Genomic DNA, 17,725 nt, shown 5'->3' with positions numbered 1-17,725 from the left:
CGGATCTCAGCTGGCCTTTTTGAGCGGGACGATGCCGACTTCCGCCATGTGGCGGCGAAGCAGCTCGATGAAGTCGAGGTGGAGCCGGGTCGGCAGCCAGTCGGCGCGCATGGTGATGCCGATCGACGGCGCCGGCTCGATTTCGCCGAAATCGATCGGAACGAGCGCATCGTCCTCATGCTTGAGCTCGTAAGAGGTGACCAGCGTCAGCCGCTCGCTGCGCGCGAGCAAATGGCGGATCACCGGCAGCGAGCAGGTGGCGATCGAGGCCTTGGGACCGGGGCCGCCGGCGAACAGCCGCTCGAAACAGGCCCGGCGCGCGGCACCCGGGGTGCCGACCACCCACTCGTACTGGAGCAGGTCGTCGACGGTCACCTTGCCCTTGCGGGCAAGCTTGTGGCCGCGCCGGGCGACGATCGTGTAGGGTGTCTTGGCGAGCGCCTGGTTGGTCAGATCCTCGGCGACGGTTTCCTGGACCAGGCCGATGACGAAATCGACATTGCCGGCGCGCAGGCTCTTGAGCATCTCGGGCGCGCTTTCGTTGACGATCTTCACGTCGGCGCGCGGGTGCGCAGTGACGAACTCGTCGAGCACCGAGGCGAGCAGCACCGAGCCGCCGAACGGCATCGCGCCGATCGCGATCTGGCTGTTGGCATTGCCGAGCGCCGCGTCGATCTCCTTGATGCCCCACTCGATTTCCTGGGTGGCGAGCTTGATCTTGCGGCCGAACTCGACCCCGGCGGGGGTGACCATCACCCCCGCCGCGGTGCGGTAATAGAGCGACTTGCGCAGGTTGCCCTCCAGGTCGCGCGCGGCGCGCTGGAGCGAGGCCTGGCTAAGGCCCAGCGCCTCGGCGGCCTGGGCGAACGAGCCGGTTTCGACGATCGCGATCAGGCTGCGCGCCTGGCTCTTGGAGATGCGGCGTGCGATCACCGCGGCGCCGTCCCGCCCGCCGGGCACGGCGAGCTCGACCAGCGCCTGCTCGATCTGCGCGAATACGCGGGTGACGCGGCGGTGGAAGATGTCGCCCAGCTCGTTGAGATAGGAGCCACTGGCACGGCGCTCGAGCAGCGTGACGCCGACCTGATGCTCGAGCTTGGCGAGCGCCTGGGTGACGGCGGGCTGCGACAGGTTGCACTCCTCCGACGCGCGGCGGACGCTGTTCAGCCGGCCGACGCTCTCGAAGAGCTTCAATTGCCGAAAGCTGAGCGATTCGGCGCGCGATCCCGGGTCCATGTCTGTCATTGCGGTCCTCTCCCGAACGCCGTTCTTATCGCGTTTCCGATCGCTTAGAAATGGCCCGGGCGGGCGCGTTTCTTATCGCCGACTTGGGGCAGTTGCGGCATTTTATGTGCATCGCCGCTGGCGAACAGTCGGTCGACTTGCGAGGGGTGATTCACATAAGATGCTGTATCATATAAAGAAGTTTCTTGCGATCGATGTACGCCGTGGTGGCTGGAAGTCGCGTGCTGCGGCGCGGTAAAATCTCCGCCGCACCTTGCAACTTATCGCAACATTCGGCGCGAAACTTATACCCATGCGCCGCGAATCTATCGGCGAGCGGCGATAGGAAATGGTCCCGCCACCCCAAGAATTGCTCCGGCTGCGTTGACCTTGCCCGGCGATGTGCGGCTTCTGGCGGCGAACCGGCATGCGTGCCGACAGTTTCCCAGGAGAGGTGAGCGTGGCGGGCAAGGTACATCTGAAAATGGCGATCGCGGAGCATCCGCACACCTCGGCGATCCGCGACGGCAGCATCGAGATCGAAGGCGTCGAGGCCGAGATCGTCACGGTGAAGCCGCAGATCGGCGCGTTCCGCCGGATGGTCCGCGACGTCGAGTTCGACGTCTGCGAGCTTGCGCCGACCACCTATATCATCGCCCGCGCCTATGGCGCGCCGTTCGTGGCGCTGCCGATCTTCGTGGTGCGGCGCTTCCACCATTCGGGCATGCTCGTGCGGCCCGAGGCCGGCATCAAGGCGCCCAAGGACCTGGAGGGCAAGCGCGTCGGCGTGCGCGCCTATTCGGTGACCACCGGCGTGTGGATCCGCCAAGTGTTCATCGACGAGTACGGCCTCGACAATTCGAAGGTCACCTGGGTGGTGGACGACGAGGAGCATGTGACCCAGCTCCAGCTGCCCTCTAACGTGATCCATGCGCCGGCTGGCACCTCGCTCGCCGAGATGATCGCCAACGGCGAGCTCGATGCCGGGGTCGAGGCCGCGGCGGGCATCGGCCGCACCGGCGCGCCGACGGGCGGCTGGCAGGAAGTCGAGGCCAACTATCCCGACCTGCTGCCCAATGCAGAAGCCGCCGAGGCCGACTATTATGCGCGCACCGGCGTCTATCCGATGCACGGCACGATCGTGGTGAAGGACCAGGTCCTGGCCGAGCATCCCTGGATCGCGCGCTCGCTCAACGATGCCTTCACCCGGGCCAAGGACGAATGGCTCGCCAAGCTGAATTCGGGCGAGGCGACCGGTGCGGGGGCGGACAAGTATCGCAAGCTCCAGAAGATCGTCGGCGCAGATCCGCTGCCCTACGGGATCGAGGCGAACCGGCCGACGATCGAGGCGCTGGAGAAGACCGCGTTCGAGCAGGGGCTGACGCCGCGCCGAATGTCGATGGACGAGCTGTTCGTCGATCCCGCCAAAGCTCCCGCGCGCCAGGACGCCTGATCATGATCATCGATTGCCACGGGCATTTCACCACCGTCCCCAAGAGCTTCCGCGCGTTTCGCGAGCGCCAGGTGGCCGCCGCCAACGATCCCGCCAATGCGCCGAGCCTGGCCGAGGCGCATGTCAGCGACGACGAGATCCGCGAGGGGATCGAAGGCGGGCAGCTCCGGCTCCAGCAGGAGCGCGGCAGCGACCTGACGCTGTTCTCGCCGATCGCGGGGCTGATGAGCCATCACCTCGGCAACGAGCGGACCAGCCTTGAATGGGCGGCGATCTCGAACGACCTGGTGAAGCGGGTGACCGAGATGTACCCGGGCAATTTCGTGCCGGTGGGCATGCTGCCCCAGTCGCCGGGCGTGTCGCCGGCGAACTCGATCCCCGAGCTCAGGCGCATCGTCGAGATGGGGTTCGTCGGCGTCAACGTGAACCCGGATCCGACCGGCGGCTACTGGACCGGCAAGCCGTTCACCGACAGGGAATGGTATCCGCTGTTCGAGGCGATGTGCGCGCTCGACGTGCCGGGCATGGTGCACGTTGCGGCGTCGTGTAATCCCAATTTCCACGGCACCGGCGCGCACTATATCAATGCCGACACGTCGGTATTCATGCAGATCCTCCAGTCGGACCTGTTCAAGGACTTCCCGACGCTGCGGCTGGTGATTCCGCATGGTGGCGGCGCGGTGCCCTACCATTGGGGGCGCTATCGCGGGATGAGCCTCGAGATGCGCGACCGCCCGCTCGAAGGGCTGCTCGACAACATCTTCTTCGATACCTGCGTCTATCACCTGCCCGGCGTCGAGCTGCTGACCAAGGTGATCCCGGCGGACAATGTGCTGTTCGGCTCCGAGATGATCGGCGCGGTGCGCGGGCGCGATCCGAACACCGGCGAGTATTTCGACGACACCAAGCGCTATGTCGATGCGCTGCCGCTCAGCGCCGAGGACAAGGCCAAGATATTCGAGGGCAATGCGCGGCGTGTGTACCCGGGGCTGGATAAGCTGCTGAAGTCGCGGGGGCTCTGACGCAAAATCACACCTCTCCCGCGAAAGCGGGAGAGGGCTAAAGAAGGGGGAGATCCACCCCGAAACTTATGGCCTGCCACGCAGCTTCAACTGTTCCGGCATCCCGATTGGGCCGATCACTCTCGGCAGAGAAAAGTGCATTCCGGGAGTGGGCATGCCCCAGTTTATCGATATCCATCCGCACGTCATTTCGGACGACGAGGGCCGCTATCCGCCGGCGCCGCTGTTTGGCAAGCGATCGGACTGGTCGCAGGAGCGGCCCTCCACCGTCGAGACGCTGATCGCGCAGATGGATGCGGCGGGGGTGGCCAAGGCGGCGGTGGTGCACAGCTCGACCACCTATGGCTTCGACAACCGCTATGTCGTCGATGCCTGCAACGCCTATCCCGACCGGCTGATCGCGGTCGGCTCGGTCGACATGCTGGCGGCCGATGCGGCGGACACCATCCGTCGCTGGGTTGGGGCCGGACTGGCCGGGTTGCGGGTGTTCACCGGGGGCTCGACCAAGGAGTTCGACCCCTCCGAACTGGACGATCCGCGCGCCTATGCTGGGTGGGAGCTGCTCCGCACGCTCGGATTGACCATGTGCATCCAGACCGGTCCGGTCGGCCTTCCCGCCGTGGCGGCGCTGGCAAGGCGCTTCCCCGGCGTGCCAGTCATCCTGGACCATCTCGGGCGTCCGGATGTCACGGATGGCCCGCCCTATGCGGCCGCGCAGAGCCTGTTCGACCTGGCGCCGATCCCGAATATCCACCTGAAACTGACCCCGCGGATCATGGCGGACAGCCAAAAGGGTGCGGCCAGCCCGGAGACGCTATTCCCCAGGCTGGTCGAGATATTCGGCGCCGAGCGGCTGGCCTGGGGCTCGAACTATCCGACCTCGCCGGGCACGCTGGCCGAGATCAGGGCCACCGCCGAGGCGCGGCTCGCCAGCCTTTCGGCCGAGGACCGCGAATGGGTCTTCGCGCGGACCGCGCAGAAACTGTATCCCCAATTGCGTGACATCGGCGCGAAGACCGCAGCGGCGTGAGACCGCAGGCGTGCCGGCACAGGAGAGTATGATGGCCCAGACGATTACCCCCGCCGAGACACCCCCCTCGGCATCCGCGCCAGCATCGGCGGCATCGCCCGTGGCGCTGAGCGTGGTGATGCGCTGGTCGGTGCTCGTGCTGCTGGCGATCGGCGTGCTGATCGCCTTTCTCGACCGGACCAGCATCTCCTCGGCGATGGCCGACCCGCCGTTCAAGGCGCATTTCAAGCTGTCGGACACCGATCGCGGCATGATCGGCGCGATGTTCTTCTGGTCCTATGGGCTGGTGCAGGTGCCGATGGGCTGGCTGGTCGACCGCTACGGGGTGAAGACGCCCTATACGATCTGCTTCGCGCTCTGGTGCATCGCAACGGCAGTGACCGGGCTGGTCAGCACGCTGATGGCGCTGATCCTGATGCGCGTGATCGTTGGCGCGGCGGAGGCGATCGTGATGCCGGCGAGCTATCGCTGGATCCGCAACAATTTCCACGAGGGCCAGAGCGGCACCGCGGTCGGCATCTTCACGATGGGCAACAAGTTCGGTCCCGCGATCGGCGCGCCGGTCGCCTCGTGGCTGATCGTCAATTACGACTGGCGGCTGATGTTCATCCTCACCGGCGCGGTGGGCCTGCTCTGGCTGGTGCCGTGGATGCTGACGGTGAAGAACGACCTGCCCAGGGGCGGCGAGGCCAAGGCGGCGGCGCGCAAGGCGGCCGCGTCGGTCACCTTCGCGAGCATCCTCAAGAGCCCGGTCGTGTGGGGGGCGATGATCGTCAACTTCTGCTACGGCTATTTCACCTTCTACTGCATGACCTGGATGCCGGCCTATCTGGTCGAGCAGCGCGGGCTGAGCCTGGAGCGATCGGGGCTCTACACCTTCTTCAGCTTCGCCGGGATCGCGATCGTCGCGGTGATCGCGGGCTGGACCGCGGACCGGCTGATCGCGCGCGGCGGCAACCCGGTGTTCGTCCGCAAGGCGTTCGTCATCGCCGGGTTCATCGGCGCGTGCACCGTGCTGCTCGGCGCGCAGGCGAGCTCGCTGGGCTGGGCGCTGTTCTGGAACGTGTTCTCGCTGTCGTTCCTCGGCCTCGCCACCGCCAACAATCTGGCTTTGTGCCGCCTGACCCTGATCCCCAAGCCGGCGATCGGGCTGGTGACCGGCGTGCAGCAGGTAGCGACGAGCCTGGCCGGCGGCGTGGCGGCGAGCCTGTCCGGCTGGCTGCTGCACGTGAGCGGCAATTACGAGCTGCCGATGCTGGTGATCTTCGTGTTCCTGCTGATCGGCGCGCTGGCGTGCTGGATCCTGCTGCGGCCGCAATGGGCGCCGCGCGTGAACGAAACTGTGGAGTAGAGCGGTGGCTGAGATCGTATTCGGAATGTGCGTGCCGCACAGCGGCATGCTGGGCCAGGCGCCGGAGGACTGGCTGAAGAACGGCGAGCGCGACCGCAACAACCCCGAGCTGTGGTTCCGGAACCGCACCTGGACCTATCCCGAGCTCGAGGCCGAGCGCGAAGCGGCGTTCGAGCCGTTCCTGACGCTTGAAGAGCGGACCGAGCGGGCGGGGCGCTGCCGCGCCGCGCTCGACGAGATGGCCGAGGCGTACAAGCGCGCTGCGCCCGACGTCGTGATCGTGCTGGGCAAGGACCAGAAGGAGATCTGGCCCGACCAGTCGCCGTCGATCACGATCTACACCGGCGCGAACGTGCATAACGGCCCGCCCCAGCGCAGCGTCTATGCGCCCGACCTTCATGTCGTGCACCAAGCCTATCCCGAGCTGGCGACCTATCTGATCAACGCCTTCCAGCGCGAGGGCTTCGACCTCAACGACCTGCAGGCCTGGCCGCAGAATGTGTGGATGGAGCAACGCCAGGGCTATGCGCCCGACTATCCGGTCGTCCCGCACGCCTATAGCTTCGTATATCACCAGATCATGGGCGACGATGTGCCGCGCCATGTGCCTGTGCTGTTCAACCTGTTCTACCCGCCGACCCAGCCTTCGATGGCGCGGTGCATCCAGTTCGGCCGGGTGCTGCGCGACGCGATCGCGGCCTGGCCCGAGGATGTGCGCGTGGCGGTGATCGCAAGCGGAGGGCTGTCGCACTTCGTCAATGACGAGGCGTTCGACCGCAACGTGATGGGGATGCTGGCCAGCTACGACTATGACGGGCTCGCGGCGATCCCGAACGGCTATTACCAGTCGGGCACCAGCGAGGTGAAGATCTACTCGATCGTGATGATGGCGCTTCAGCATACCGGCGCCGAGATGACCCTGGTCGATTACATCCCCTGCTGGCGCACGCCCGCGGGCACGGGCGAGGGGATGGGCTTCATGTACTGGGACCCGGCGGTCACCGCAGCGAAGAAGAAGGAAGCGGCATAATGGCGGCGGAACGCCTCAACGGAATCATTCGCGCATTCGAAGCGGGCAAGCCGGCCTTCACCTGCTTCGCCAAGGTCGACAAGCTCAGCGCGCAGGAGCTGACCGACGCGCCCTATGACGGCGTGGTCTTCGAGATGGAGCACAACCCGTACGATGTGGGCGGATTGGGCGACGCGCTCCAGTACATGCTCAACCGCAAGAAGATTGCCGAGACCGGCTCGGTCGCGCCGTCGGTGACGCCAATCGCGCGCATCCCGGCCAATGGCGCCGAGATGAACCAGTTCCAGGCCAAGCAGGTGCTCGATCGCGGCGTCTATGGCGTGATCACCCCGCACGTCTCGACGGTGGCGCAAGCGTACAACATGGTCGCTTCGTGCCGCTATGCGAAGCCGACCGGCGCGGCGCTGTACGAGCCCAAGGGCGTGCGCGGCGACGGGCCGGCGACGGCCTCGCGCTACTGGGGGCTGTCTATGCCCGAATATTATGCCCGGGCGGACGTGTGGCCGCTGGCGCCGCAGGGCGAGCTGCTGGTCGGCATGATGTGCGAGAGCCCCGAGGCGATCGAGAATCTCGACGATATCCTGGCGAACGTGCCGGGGATCGGGCTGGTGCTGATCGGCGAGGGGGATCTCAGCCAGGCGCTCGGCTATCCGCGCCAGTATGAGCATCCCGAAGTGATGGGCGCGATGAACCGTATCGTCGAGATCTGCAAGAAGCACGACGTGGTGGTCGGCAACCCGCACACCAATGCCAAGAATGTCGAGCGGCTGATCGGCGAGGGGTATCGGTTTTTGATGTCCGCGCCGACGCGCAGCTATGGGGTTGTGGGACAGGGGCGCGAGCTGGCGGGGTATTGAGCCTTCTAGCCCCTCCCCCTTGGGGGAGGGGCTTATAGTTAGGGCCGAACTTATCGCCCGCTTTCCCATTCCGATTGCGCCGTTTCCCTTCGGAAGTGGCACGCCCGCTTCATGACAGCGGGACCCCCAATGAACGGCGCCGAAGCGCTGGTGAACACGCTTGCCGACCAGGGCGTCGAAGTGTGCTTCGCCAACCCCGGCACCTCCGAGATGCACTTCCTCGCCGCGCTCGAGAATCCGCGGATGAAGAGCGTGCTCTGCCTGTTCGAGGGCGTGTGCACCGGCGCGGCGGATGGCTGGTACCGGATGAAGGACAAGCCGGCCTCTACGCTGCTGCACCTGGGGCCGGGCCTGGCGAACGGCCTCGCCAATATCCACAATGCCAAGCGCGCCAGCGTCGGCATGGTCAATATCGTCGGCGAGCATTCGGCGTCGCACCTGAAGTACGATCCGCCGCTGACGTCGGACATCGAGGGGCTGGCCCGCCCGCTCAGCCACTGGGTGCGCCGCGCCGAGTCCGCGCGTTCCATCGCCTGGGATGCGGCCACCGCGGTTGCCAAGGCGAACGAGCATCCCGGCCAGATCGCCACGCTGATCCTGCCCGGCGACACCGCCTGGCAGGATGCCGGCCAGCGCCTGCTTCCCGCTGCGCCGCCGCCGGGCCGCCGCGCGCCAGACCAGGCGCGGATCGAGGAGGTCGCCAAGGTGCTGCGCTCGGGCGCGTCGGCGCTGCTGATCCTTGCCAACAAGGCCACGCGCGGGCGCGCGCTCGAGCTGGCGGGGCGGATCGCCGCGGGCACCGGGTGCCGGCTCGGCAGCCAGTTCTTCACCGCGCGGATCGAGCGCGGCGTCGGGCGCGTGCCGATCGAGCGGATTCCCTATGCGGTTGCGCCGGGCAGCGCCTTCCTCAAGGACTTCAAGCACCTGATCACGGCGGAGACCCGGGAACCGGTCGCCTTCTTCGCCTATCCGGACAAGCCGAGCCTGCTCAAGGCGCCGGGGACCTTGGTGCACGGCCTGGTCGATGCCGATGAGGACAGCGAGCTGGCCTTCGAGATGCTGATCGACGCGCTCGGGCTGAAGGACACCGCGCCGCTGCTCCAGCAGCGGATCGAGACGCCGGTGCCGCAGGGCGCCTTGAACCCGATCAGCATCGCGCATGCGATTGCCGCGGCGATCCCGGAGAACTGCATCGTCGTCGATGAATCGCTCACCACCGGGCGCGAGTCGATGGGGCTGACGATGGGCGCGCTGCCGCACGACCTGATCAACAATATGGGCGGCTCGATCGGCTATGGCACGCCCGTCGCCACCGGCGCGGCGATGGCCTGCCCGGACCGGCGGACCTTCTGCATGGTCGGCGACGGCAGCGCGATGTACACGATCCAGTCGCTCTGGACGCAGGCGCGCGAGCAGCTGCCGGTCACCACGATCATCTACGCCAACCACCAGTACGCGATCCTCAAGGCCGAATACGCCAACATGGGCGCCGGCACCGAGATCGGGCCGCAGGCGATGGCGATGATCGATATCGACAATCCGCGGATCGACTGGGTCGCGATGGGCACCAGCATGGGCGTGCCGAGCAAGCGCGTCACCACCGCGGAGGATTTCCACAAGGCACTGACGGACTCGGTTCGCGCGGATGGGCCGATGCTGATCGAAGTGCTGCTGAAGTGAGGGGCGACGTGCTGAAGCTGAAGACCAACCTGGCCGACTATCCGGTCACCACGGCGCTGCGCGAGGGGCGCGTTTCCTCCGATCTCGTCGAGCTCGATTTCTGCGGGCCGCCCCAGGCGCATAACGGGTTCAAGGCGATGCTGCGCGAGGGCGCCTATGATTGCGGCGAGCTGGCGATCGTCACGCTGCTGCAGGCCAAGATCTACGGCAAGCCCTGGGTGGCGCTGCCGATCCCGGTCAATGGCCGCTTTCAGCATCATTGCGCGGGGTTCAACCGCGACTTCGGGCATCTCGATCCCAAGGACATCGAGGGCAGGCGCGTCGGCGTGCGCAGCTATGCGCAGACCACCGGGCTGTGGATCCGCGGCATCCTGCAGCACGAGTACGGCGTCGATCTCGACAAGGTGACCTGGTGCAAGGTCGGCGAGGGGCATCTGCTCGAATATAGCGACCCGGCCAATGTCGAGCAGCTGCCCAAGGGTTCGGACATCGGCCAGATGATGCTCGACGGCGAGCTGGCGGCGACGCTGCAGGGCGTCGACCTGCCCAAGGATCCGCGGGTGGAATACCTCGTGCCGAACCCGTTCGAGGCGGCGAAGGACTGGTATGCCCGCGAGGGCGTGGTGTGCATCAACCACATGTTCGTGGTGCACGAGCGCCTGTCGCGCGAGCGGCCCGACGTGGTGCGCGAGATATTCCGGATGCTGGTCGAGAGCCGGGCGGCGACCGCGGGCGGCGTGCCCGCGGTCTATCCGCCGATCGGGCTGGAGGCGAACCGCAAGGGCATCCAGCTGGCGATCGACTGGGCGCTCGAGCAGAAGATCATCCCGCGCCGGATCGCGGTCGACGAGCTGTTCGACGAGACTACGGCGGCGCTGGTCGCCTGAATCGGCCAAGCGGAATTCTTATTCCAGCGACGCCCAAACGAATAACGCGCCGTCGGCCCTCGGTTGCTACATCCCGGCCCGACAACGAGAGATAGACCGGCAAGACAGCCGGCGCGCTCTCGGACCTCGGGAGGATATCGGGAAATGAAGGCACGTTCGGCACTACTCCGCCTGCTCGCCAGCGGCAGCTTGCTGACGGTTCCTCTTGCGGCGTTCGCCCAGGAAGCGCCGGCGCAGGATACGGCACCGGCCGCCCCGGCGGACAAGGCGGAGGCCCAGGACGGCCAGATCGTCGTCACTGGCTCGCGCATCCTCACCAACGGCTCGGCCAGCCCGATCCCGCTGACCACCGTGTCGACCGAGATGCTTTCCGCCGCGGCGCCCGCGGGCACGATCTCGGACGCGCTCAACAACCTCCCGGTCTTCTCCGGCTCGCGCAACCAGTTCAGCAACCCGGGCTCGAACGCTACCGGCGTGCAGGGCGGCAACGGCGCGGCGAACGTGCTCAACCTGCGCAACCTCGGCGCCTATCGCACGCTGGTGCTGTTCGACGGCCACCGCATCCCGCCGACGCTCTACAACTCCACCGTCGACGTCGACCTGATCCCGCAGGAGCTGATCAACCGCGTCGACGTGGTCACCGGCGGCGTCTCGGCGGTCTATGGCTCGGACGCGGTGTCGGGCGTGGTCAACTATGTGCTCAACCGCAAGTTCGACGGCTTCCGCGCGCATGCCGAGGCGGGCATCTCGCAGGAAGGCGATGCTGCGACGCGCGACGTCGGCGCGGCGTTCGGCTTCAAGGTCGGCGAGCGCGGCCATTTCGAGGGCAGTGTCCAGCACCGCGAATATGACGGCATCCTCAACCGCGTCGGCGATCGCAGCTGGAACAACCTTGCCGCGATGCAGGGCGCCGGCACCACCGCCAGCCCCTATTATCTGGCGACCAATGTCCGCCTCGCGACCTACACGTTCGGCGGCTACATCACCAACGGCGCCCAGCGCGGCAACCGGTTCAGCGACAGCGGCGCGATCGTGCCCTTCGTCGCCGGCAGCGCGACGGGTTCGAGCTGCTGCCAGGTCGGCGGCGACGGCGCCTATCAGAACGGCTCGATGTCCTCGCCCTCGCACGGCACCCAGGTGTTCGGCCGCTTCGACTATGACCTGACCGACTCGATCCACTTCTACGTCCAGGGCGCGGCGAACCTGAAGCGCAACACGTCGTACACCGGCTGGAACCAGCTCACCGGCCTGGTCTTCAGCAACACCAACGCGTTCCTGAGCACCGCGGCGAAGACTGCGCTGGCCGGTTCGACGACCTTCACGATGAACGAGATCCTCTCGGCCGCGCCGCGCATCGAGGCATCGTCGGACACCAAGCAATATTACGGCAATTTCGGCATCGAGGGCGACCTCGGCAGCTTCAAGTGGAACGCCACCTACACCCACGGCTTCTCCGAGCTCGAGACCAAGGTCGACAACCTGCCGAACAGCCAGCGCCTGGCCGCCGCGCTCGACGCAGTGACGGTCGGCAGCAACACCGTCTGCCAGGCCTCGATCGCCAACCCGACCACCTATGGCAGCTGCGTGCCGCTCAACCTGTTCGGCTCGGCCTCGGCCAACCAGGCGGCGCTGGACTATGTGCTGGGCAGCGCGACCTTCACCACCCACACGATCCAGGACTCGGCCGACGTCTCGATCAGCGGCAGCCTGTTCAACACCTGGGCGGGCCCGGTCAGCGTCGCGCTGTCGGGCGAATGGCGCAACCAGCGCTTCAACGCCGCCAGCACCGTGCTGCCGACCGCGCTCGCCGACTGCACCGGCATCCGCTACAATTGCACCCAGGGCACGACGATCCTCTACCCGACGACCTTCCCGTCGAGCGGCAATGTCTCGCAGAGCGTCCGCGAGGCCGCGATCGAAGTCGAAGTGCCGCTGCTCGCCAACGTGCCCTTCGCCAAGTCGCTGAGCCTCAACGGCGCGGCGCGCTATACCGACTACAGCACCAGCGGCGACTATGTGACCTGGAAGGTCGGCGGCGTCTGGGCGGTCGATGACGGGATCAAGCTGCGCGCCACGGTGTCGCGTGATATCCGCGCACCAACGCTGTACGATCTCTTCCAGCCGACCACGACGGTCTATGGCAATTATACCGACACGACCAAGACGCCGAACGTCACTGCCTATCTGCCGTCGATCAACCTCGGCAATGCGAGCCTGACCGCCGAAGTCGGCAAGACCTACACCGCCGGTATCGTGCTCAAGCCGAGCTTCATCCGCGGGCTGACGCTCACCGTCGATTACTACAACACCACGGTGAGCAACGCGATCTCGGTGATCCAGGGCTTCAACGCCGCGATCCAGCAGGGCTGCGTCGCGAGCGGCGGCACCTCGGTCTATTGCTCGCTGATCCGGCGCGACGGCGCGGGCAACGCCACCGCCTATCTGATCCAGCCCTACAACATTGCCGAGGTGAAGACCTATGGCTGGGACGGCGAGCTCGACTACGCCACGCAGATCGGCGGCCGGCCGCTCGGGCTGCGCGCGATGATCAACTATCAGCCGCATATCTACTATCGCCAGCCCGGCATCGCGACGATCGACCAGGGCGGCGCCGGCTGGGGCCTCAACGGCCTGATGCCGAGCCCGAGCGTGCAGGTCGCCGGCTTCCTCAACTTCAAGCCGACCGACAATTTCACGATCGACCTGTTCGAGCATTATCGCAACGCGTACCGCCGCAGCGGCGTGGCGAGTCAGGTGTTCAAGGACGGCTATGAATATGTGCCGGGCTTCGCGACGACCAACCTCACGCTGACCTTCAACACCGGCGGCGCCTGGAAGGTCAGCGACAGCGCCTTCTATGTGAGCGTGACCAACCTGTTCAACGCCAAGCCGCCGCTCAGTGGCTATTACAGCGGCACCACCTCGGCGGGCGCGTCCTACGAATTCTCGGACGACCCCACGGGCCGCGCCTTCATGGTCGGCTTCCGTATCAAGGGCTGAGGGGTGTCGCGTAGGAGCGTGCGCATGAGGAAGATGTTCGCGGCGCTCCTGGCGCTAGCCCTGGCCGGGCTGGCGCCGATACCGGCCCAGGCGCAGCAGGACGCGTCGGCGCCGCGCACCCGCTTCGTCCATCTGGCGAACGGCGTGCCCGGCGTGCTGTACGAGCCGGCGGTGATCGGGCCCAGGGCCGGCACCGCGGTGTTCATCATGCACTCCTCGGCGGACTATCTGGGCTTCCCGGGCTGCACCGAGCTGGCGAAGCGCGGCTACCGGGTGCTGTGCGCCAACAACAGCACCAGCAAGTCGGGCGTGTCGAACGACGGCGTGCTCGACCAGGTGCTGCTCGAGATCAAGGCGGGCGTTTCCTGGCTGCGCAGCCAGCCGGGGATCACACGGGTCGTGCTGCTCGGCCATAGCGGCGGCGGCACGATCATGAGCGCCTATCAATATATCGCCGAGCGCGGGGTGAAGGCGTGCCAGGCGCCCGAGAAGATCTGGAAATGCCCGGACAGCCTGGCCGGGCTGCCCGCCGCCGACGGGCTGATGCTGGTCGATTCCAACTGGGGGCTGGCGGCGATGACGCTGTTCAGCATCGATCCGGCGATCACGGATGAAGCCAGCGGCATCGCGCTCGATCCCGCGCTCGACATGTACAATGCGGCGAACGGCTTTGCGCCGACCGGCTCGCGCTATCCGGCGGCGTTCGTGACCAGGTTCCTCAAGGCCGAAGGCGCGCGCAACAACCGGCTGCTCGCCAAGGCGCAGGCGCTGCTCGCCAAGATCGAGGTGGGGCAGGGGCCTTACGCCGATGACGCGCCCTTCGTCGTGCCCGGCGCGGTGCTGTTCGGCAGCAACAACAAGCTGTTCTCGCAGGATGTCGGCCTGCTCGCGCATACCGCCAAGCCCTGGCCGCTGATCCATGCGGACGGCAGCGTGACCACCGGCATCGTTCCGACGGTGCGCGTGCCCGAGAATGTCCGCAGCCCGTCGCCCTCGCTGATCAAGGGCGCGCTCAAGACGACGGTGCGCAACTATCTCAACAACTACGCGATCCGGACCGGCCCCGATTTCGGCTATGACGAACAGGGTGTGCACGGCGTGGACTGGACCTCCACCTATGCCAGCCCGCCGGGCAATGTGCAGGGCGTCTCCGCGCCTTTGCTCGTGCTCGGCATGACCGGCCATTGGGAATATCTCGCCGCCGAGGAAATCTATGGCCGCGCCGCGAGCAAGGACAAGTCGATCGCCTTCATCGAGGGCGCGACGCACGGCTACACCACCTGCACCAAGTGCGAGCCCAAGCCGGGCGCATATGGCGACACGCAGAAGACCACCTACGACACGATCGACGCCTGGCTCGCCAAGCCGGGCCGCTTCACGCGCTGAGCGGGAGAATAGAATGAAGTCCGCACGCCTGCTCGCCTGCATCGCGAACCTCGCTGTCCTCGCGCCCACGGTCCACGCGCAGACGATGCTGACCAGCATCGGCCATGCCCGCCAGCTGCTGCTCGCCGCGCTCGGCCCGGCGCCGGCGTCGCTGGCGGTGACCAGCCCGTCCTTTGCGGCGGGCGCTGACATCCCGCGCGCCAACACCCAATATGGCGACAACGCCTTTCCGGGCCTGAGCTGGACCGCGGGGCCCAGGGGCACCCGCTCCTATGTCGTGGTGCTGCAGGGCGAGCTGGGCGGGGCGGAGGCGGGCACCAGCGTGCATCTCCTCGCCTACAACTTGCCCGCCACGACGCTGAGCCTCCCCGCCGGCCTCGCCGCGCTGCCCGCTGGCGCGGCGTACGGCGCCAATGTCCACGGCCCGGCCTCCTCCTATGCCGGCCCGCACACGCATGACGCCAGCCGGCACGCCTATCACGCCCAGGTCTTCGCGCTCGACCGGGTACTGGCCCCGGAAGAGGCGGCCGACATCACGACGCTCCAGGCATCGCTGCGCGGCCATGTCCTCGCGGCGGGCGAGCTGGTCGGCTATGCCGCAAAGCCCGCCGATGCCGATCCGGTCCGCGTCGAGACCGGGCTGCTCGCCGGCACCACCGGCCGCGATCCCGCGATCCGCGTGTTCAAGGGCATTCCCTATGCCGCGCCGCCCGTCGGCGCGCTACGCTGGCGCGCCCCGCGGGCGCCGGTCGCCTGGACCGGCACCCGCGATGCGAGCAGGTTCGGCCCGGCCTGTCCGCAGCCCGGCGGCGAGATGGCGCGCGGCCTGCCGCAGAGCGAGGATTGCCTGACGCTCAACCTCTGGACCGGCGCCCGGCCGGGCAGTGCCGAGAAGCGCCCGGTCTATGTCTGGATCTATGGCGGCGGCTTCATCGGCGGCACCGGCGCCAGCCCCGAATTCGACGGCGAGGCGCTGGCGAAGAAGGGCGTGGTGGTGGTGACCTTCAACTACCGCGTCGGCGTGCTCGGCTTTCTCGCCACCCCCGAGCTCAGCAGGGAATCGGGCCATAACGCCTCGGGCAATTACGGCCTGCTCGACGACATCGCCGCGCTGCAATGGGTCCAGCGCAACATCGCGGCGTTTGGCGGCGACCCTGCGCAGGTGACGATCGGCGGGCAATCCGCCGGTGCCGGCTCGGTCGGCTTCCTTGCGATGTCGCCGCTCGCCAAGGGCCTGTTCCGCGCCGGCATCGAGGAGAGCCACGCCCGTTATCCGCGCGATACCGAGCTGCGCTACCTCTCGGTCTCCTGGCGCCCGCTCGCCGCCGCCGAGCAGGCCGGCATGCGCTACGGCGCCGAGCATGGCGGCACCAGCCTGGCCGAGCTGCGCGCCATGCCCTGGGAAAAGCTGATCGAGGGCAGCCGCGCGGTCGACGAGGCGGTCGAGACCGGCAGCGCCGGCAAGCCGCCGATCTTCCGCCCCGTCGTCGACGGCTGGGTGCTGCCTTATGGGTATAACGACACCTATGCGAAGCGCACGCAGAACCAGGTGACGGTGGTCGCCGGCAACAATCACGACGAGACCGGCGCGGTGCCCGAGACCGCCTTTGCCGCGCTGCGCGTGCGCACCGATCCGCCACGCGCCGGCATGCCCGACGTCGCCGTGACGCTATCGGCCTATGTCGCGCTGGCCAGGCGCAAGTTCGGGCCGCTGGCGGACGATTTCCTCAAGCTCTATCCGGCGAAGGACGACCAGCAGGCCGCGCTCCAGAACAACGCCGCAGCGCGCGACAATTCGCGCATCTCGACCTGGCTGTGGGGCACGCTGTGGACGCAGGGCAGCGACAAGCCGGTCTACACCTATTTCTGGACCCACGCCCCGCCGGGCCCCGACCACGACATGCGCGGCGCCTATCACGGCTCGGAGATCGTCTATGCGTTCGACAGCGTCGACGCGGTCGACCGGCCCTGGACAGCGCAGGATCGCGCGATCGCCGCGACGATATCGTCCTATTGGGCGAACATCATCAAGAATGGCGATCCCAACGGCCCCGGGCTGCCGGAATGGCCGCGCTACGATCCCAAGCTGCCGCGCGTGATGGAGCTGGGCGCGCATTTCGGCCCGATCCCGGTCGCGGATCCGGCGAAGATCGCCTTCTGGAAGCGCTTCTATGCGACGCAGCCCGCCTGGTAGCGCGCGAGAGGGCGGAAGCGGTGGTGGGTCCGCCGGGATTCGAACCCGGGACCTCTCGATTAAAAGTCGCTTGCTCTACCAACTGAGCTACGGACCCACACCGGCCCTGCCCCTAGATGTGGGCAATCGGCGGGTCAACCGGGCGTAGAGCTGTCGGACGCTGTGGCCGGACACCGGATCGCGCCAATCCGGTGCCACCTGCACCAGCGGCGCCAGCACGAAGTCGCGGGCGCGGAACAGGCGGTGGGGCACGGTGAGACTCGCCTCGCCCCAGCTGCCGCCCGACCACAGCACGATATCAAGGTCGATCACCCGCGCCCCCCAATGCTGGCCGCGCCGCCGCCCGAAGCGGCGCTCGATCGCCTTGAGCCGCCGCAACAGCGCGGGGGGCGCCTCGTCGCTGTGGATCAGCGCGACGGCGTTGGCGAAGCGGCGCCGGGAGGGGCCCAGCGGCGGCGTGTGGAGGATCGGCGAGGCGACAGTAACGCCGCCCAGCGCGCGAATCGCCGCCCGCACTTCGCGCGTGGGGCTGCCGTGGCGGCCCCGGCGGTTCGATCCGATCGCGATGGCATAGCTTGTCCTCGGCACGCTCCCGCGCCTATCGCGCACGG

The 17,725-nt window shown here is 67.4% G+C and carries 13 protein-coding genes and 1 tRNA gene; 11 read left to right on the top strand and 3 right to left on the bottom strand.

What is annotated here, in order from left to right:
- Window positions 1-6: 6 nt before the first annotated feature.
- Complete coding sequence (locus ABLE38_RS06055) at window positions 7-1,245, bottom strand: LysR family transcriptional regulator (protein ID WP_348973258.1); 1,239 nt, start codon at window positions 1,243-1,245, stop codon at window positions 7-9.
- A gap of 439 nt (window positions 1,246-1,684) precedes the next feature.
- On the opposite strand from ABLE38_RS06055, the gene ABLE38_RS06050 reads away from it, so the two are divergent.
- The 11 genes from ABLE38_RS06050 to ABLE38_RS06000 all read left to right on the top strand — a co-directional run bounded on the left by ABLE38_RS06050 (window position 1,685) and on the right by ABLE38_RS06000 (window position 17,114).
- Window positions 1,685-2,677 carry a PhnD/SsuA/transferrin family substrate-binding protein gene (locus tag ABLE38_RS06050; RefSeq protein WP_348973257.1) on the top strand — a complete coding sequence of 331 codons (993 nt, stop codon included), beginning with the start codon at window positions 1,685-1,687 and terminating at the stop codon, window positions 2,675-2,677.
- Window positions 2,678-2,679: 2 nt separating this feature from the next.
- Window positions 2,680-3,699, top strand: coding sequence for an amidohydrolase family protein (locus ABLE38_RS06045; protein ID WP_348973256.1), 1,020 nt, complete (start codon window positions 2,680-2,682; stop codon window positions 3,697-3,699).
- Window positions 3,700-3,853: 154 nt separating this feature from the next.
- Window positions 3,854-4,729, top strand: coding sequence for an amidohydrolase family protein (locus ABLE38_RS06040; protein WP_348973255.1), 876 nt, complete (start codon window positions 3,854-3,856; stop codon window positions 4,727-4,729).
- A 31-nt stretch (window positions 4,730-4,760) separates the two neighbouring features.
- Window positions 4,761-6,080 (top strand): MFS transporter, encoded by a 1,320-nt coding sequence (locus tag ABLE38_RS06035; protein WP_348973254.1) that lies wholly within the window; start codon window positions 4,761-4,763, stop codon window positions 6,078-6,080.
- A 4-nt stretch (window positions 6,081-6,084) separates the two neighbouring features.
- Window positions 6,085-7,110: a protocatechuate 3,4-dioxygenase gene (locus ABLE38_RS06030; RefSeq protein ID WP_348973253.1), complete on the top strand. Its 1,026-nt coding sequence runs from the start codon at window positions 6,085-6,087 to the stop codon at window positions 7,108-7,110.
- Complete coding sequence (locus ABLE38_RS06025; RefSeq protein ID WP_348973252.1) at window positions 7,110-7,967, top strand: aldolase/citrate lyase family protein; 858 nt, start codon at window positions 7,110-7,112, stop codon at window positions 7,965-7,967. The genes ABLE38_RS06030 and ABLE38_RS06025 overlap by 1 nt, the downstream gene beginning before the upstream one ends.
- Window positions 7,968-8,096: 129 nt before the next feature.
- Entirely contained in the window at window positions 8,097-9,647 is a 1,551-nt protein-coding gene (locus ABLE38_RS06020) for an acetolactate synthase large subunit (protein WP_348973251.1), read from the top strand.
- An 8-nt stretch (window positions 9,648-9,655) separates the two neighbouring features.
- Window positions 9,656-10,534: a phosphate ABC transporter substrate-binding protein gene (locus ABLE38_RS06015; protein ID WP_348973250.1), complete on the top strand. Its 879-nt coding sequence runs from the start codon at window positions 9,656-9,658 to the stop codon at window positions 10,532-10,534.
- Window positions 10,535-10,678: 144 nt separating this feature from the next.
- Window positions 10,679-13,534 (top strand): TonB-dependent receptor, encoded by a 2,856-nt coding sequence (locus ABLE38_RS06010; protein ID WP_348973249.1) that lies wholly within the window; start codon window positions 10,679-10,681, stop codon window positions 13,532-13,534.
- 24 nt (window positions 13,535-13,558) lie between these two features.
- A complete protein-coding gene (locus ABLE38_RS06005; RefSeq protein ID WP_348973248.1) occupies window positions 13,559-14,920 on the top strand; it encodes an alpha/beta hydrolase in 1,362 nt (453 codons plus the stop codon).
- 13 nt (window positions 14,921-14,933) lie between these two features.
- Window positions 14,934-17,114 (top strand): carboxylesterase family protein, encoded by a 2,181-nt coding sequence (locus ABLE38_RS06000; protein WP_348973247.1) that lies wholly within the window; start codon window positions 14,934-14,936, stop codon window positions 17,112-17,114.
- Window positions 17,115-17,135: 21 nt separating this feature from the next.
- Here the strand turns inward: ABLE38_RS06000 and ABLE38_RS05995 are convergent.
- Together ABLE38_RS05995 and folK are read right to left on the bottom strand one after the other, a co-directional pair.
- A tRNA-Lys gene (locus ABLE38_RS05995) sits at window positions 17,136-17,211 on the bottom strand.
- The gene (folK, locus tag ABLE38_RS05990) at window positions 17,202-17,702 is read right to left on the bottom strand and encodes a 2-amino-4-hydroxy-6-hydroxymethyldihydropteridine diphosphokinase (RefSeq protein ID WP_348973246.1); all 501 of its coding nucleotides are present in this window, start codon (window positions 17,700-17,702) and stop codon (window positions 17,202-17,204) included. The genes ABLE38_RS05995 and folK overlap by 10 nt, the downstream gene beginning before the upstream one ends.
- Window positions 17,703-17,725 lie beyond the last annotated feature (23 nt).

Origin of the sequence: Sphingomonas sp. KR3-1 (assembly GCF_040049295.1) — a bacterium.
Lineage (GTDB): Bacteria > Pseudomonadota > Alphaproteobacteria > Sphingomonadales > Sphingomonadaceae > Sphingomonas.
The sequence above is the reverse complement of the archived record's forward strand: the minus strand, read 5'-3'. Positions and strand labels throughout refer to the sequence as shown.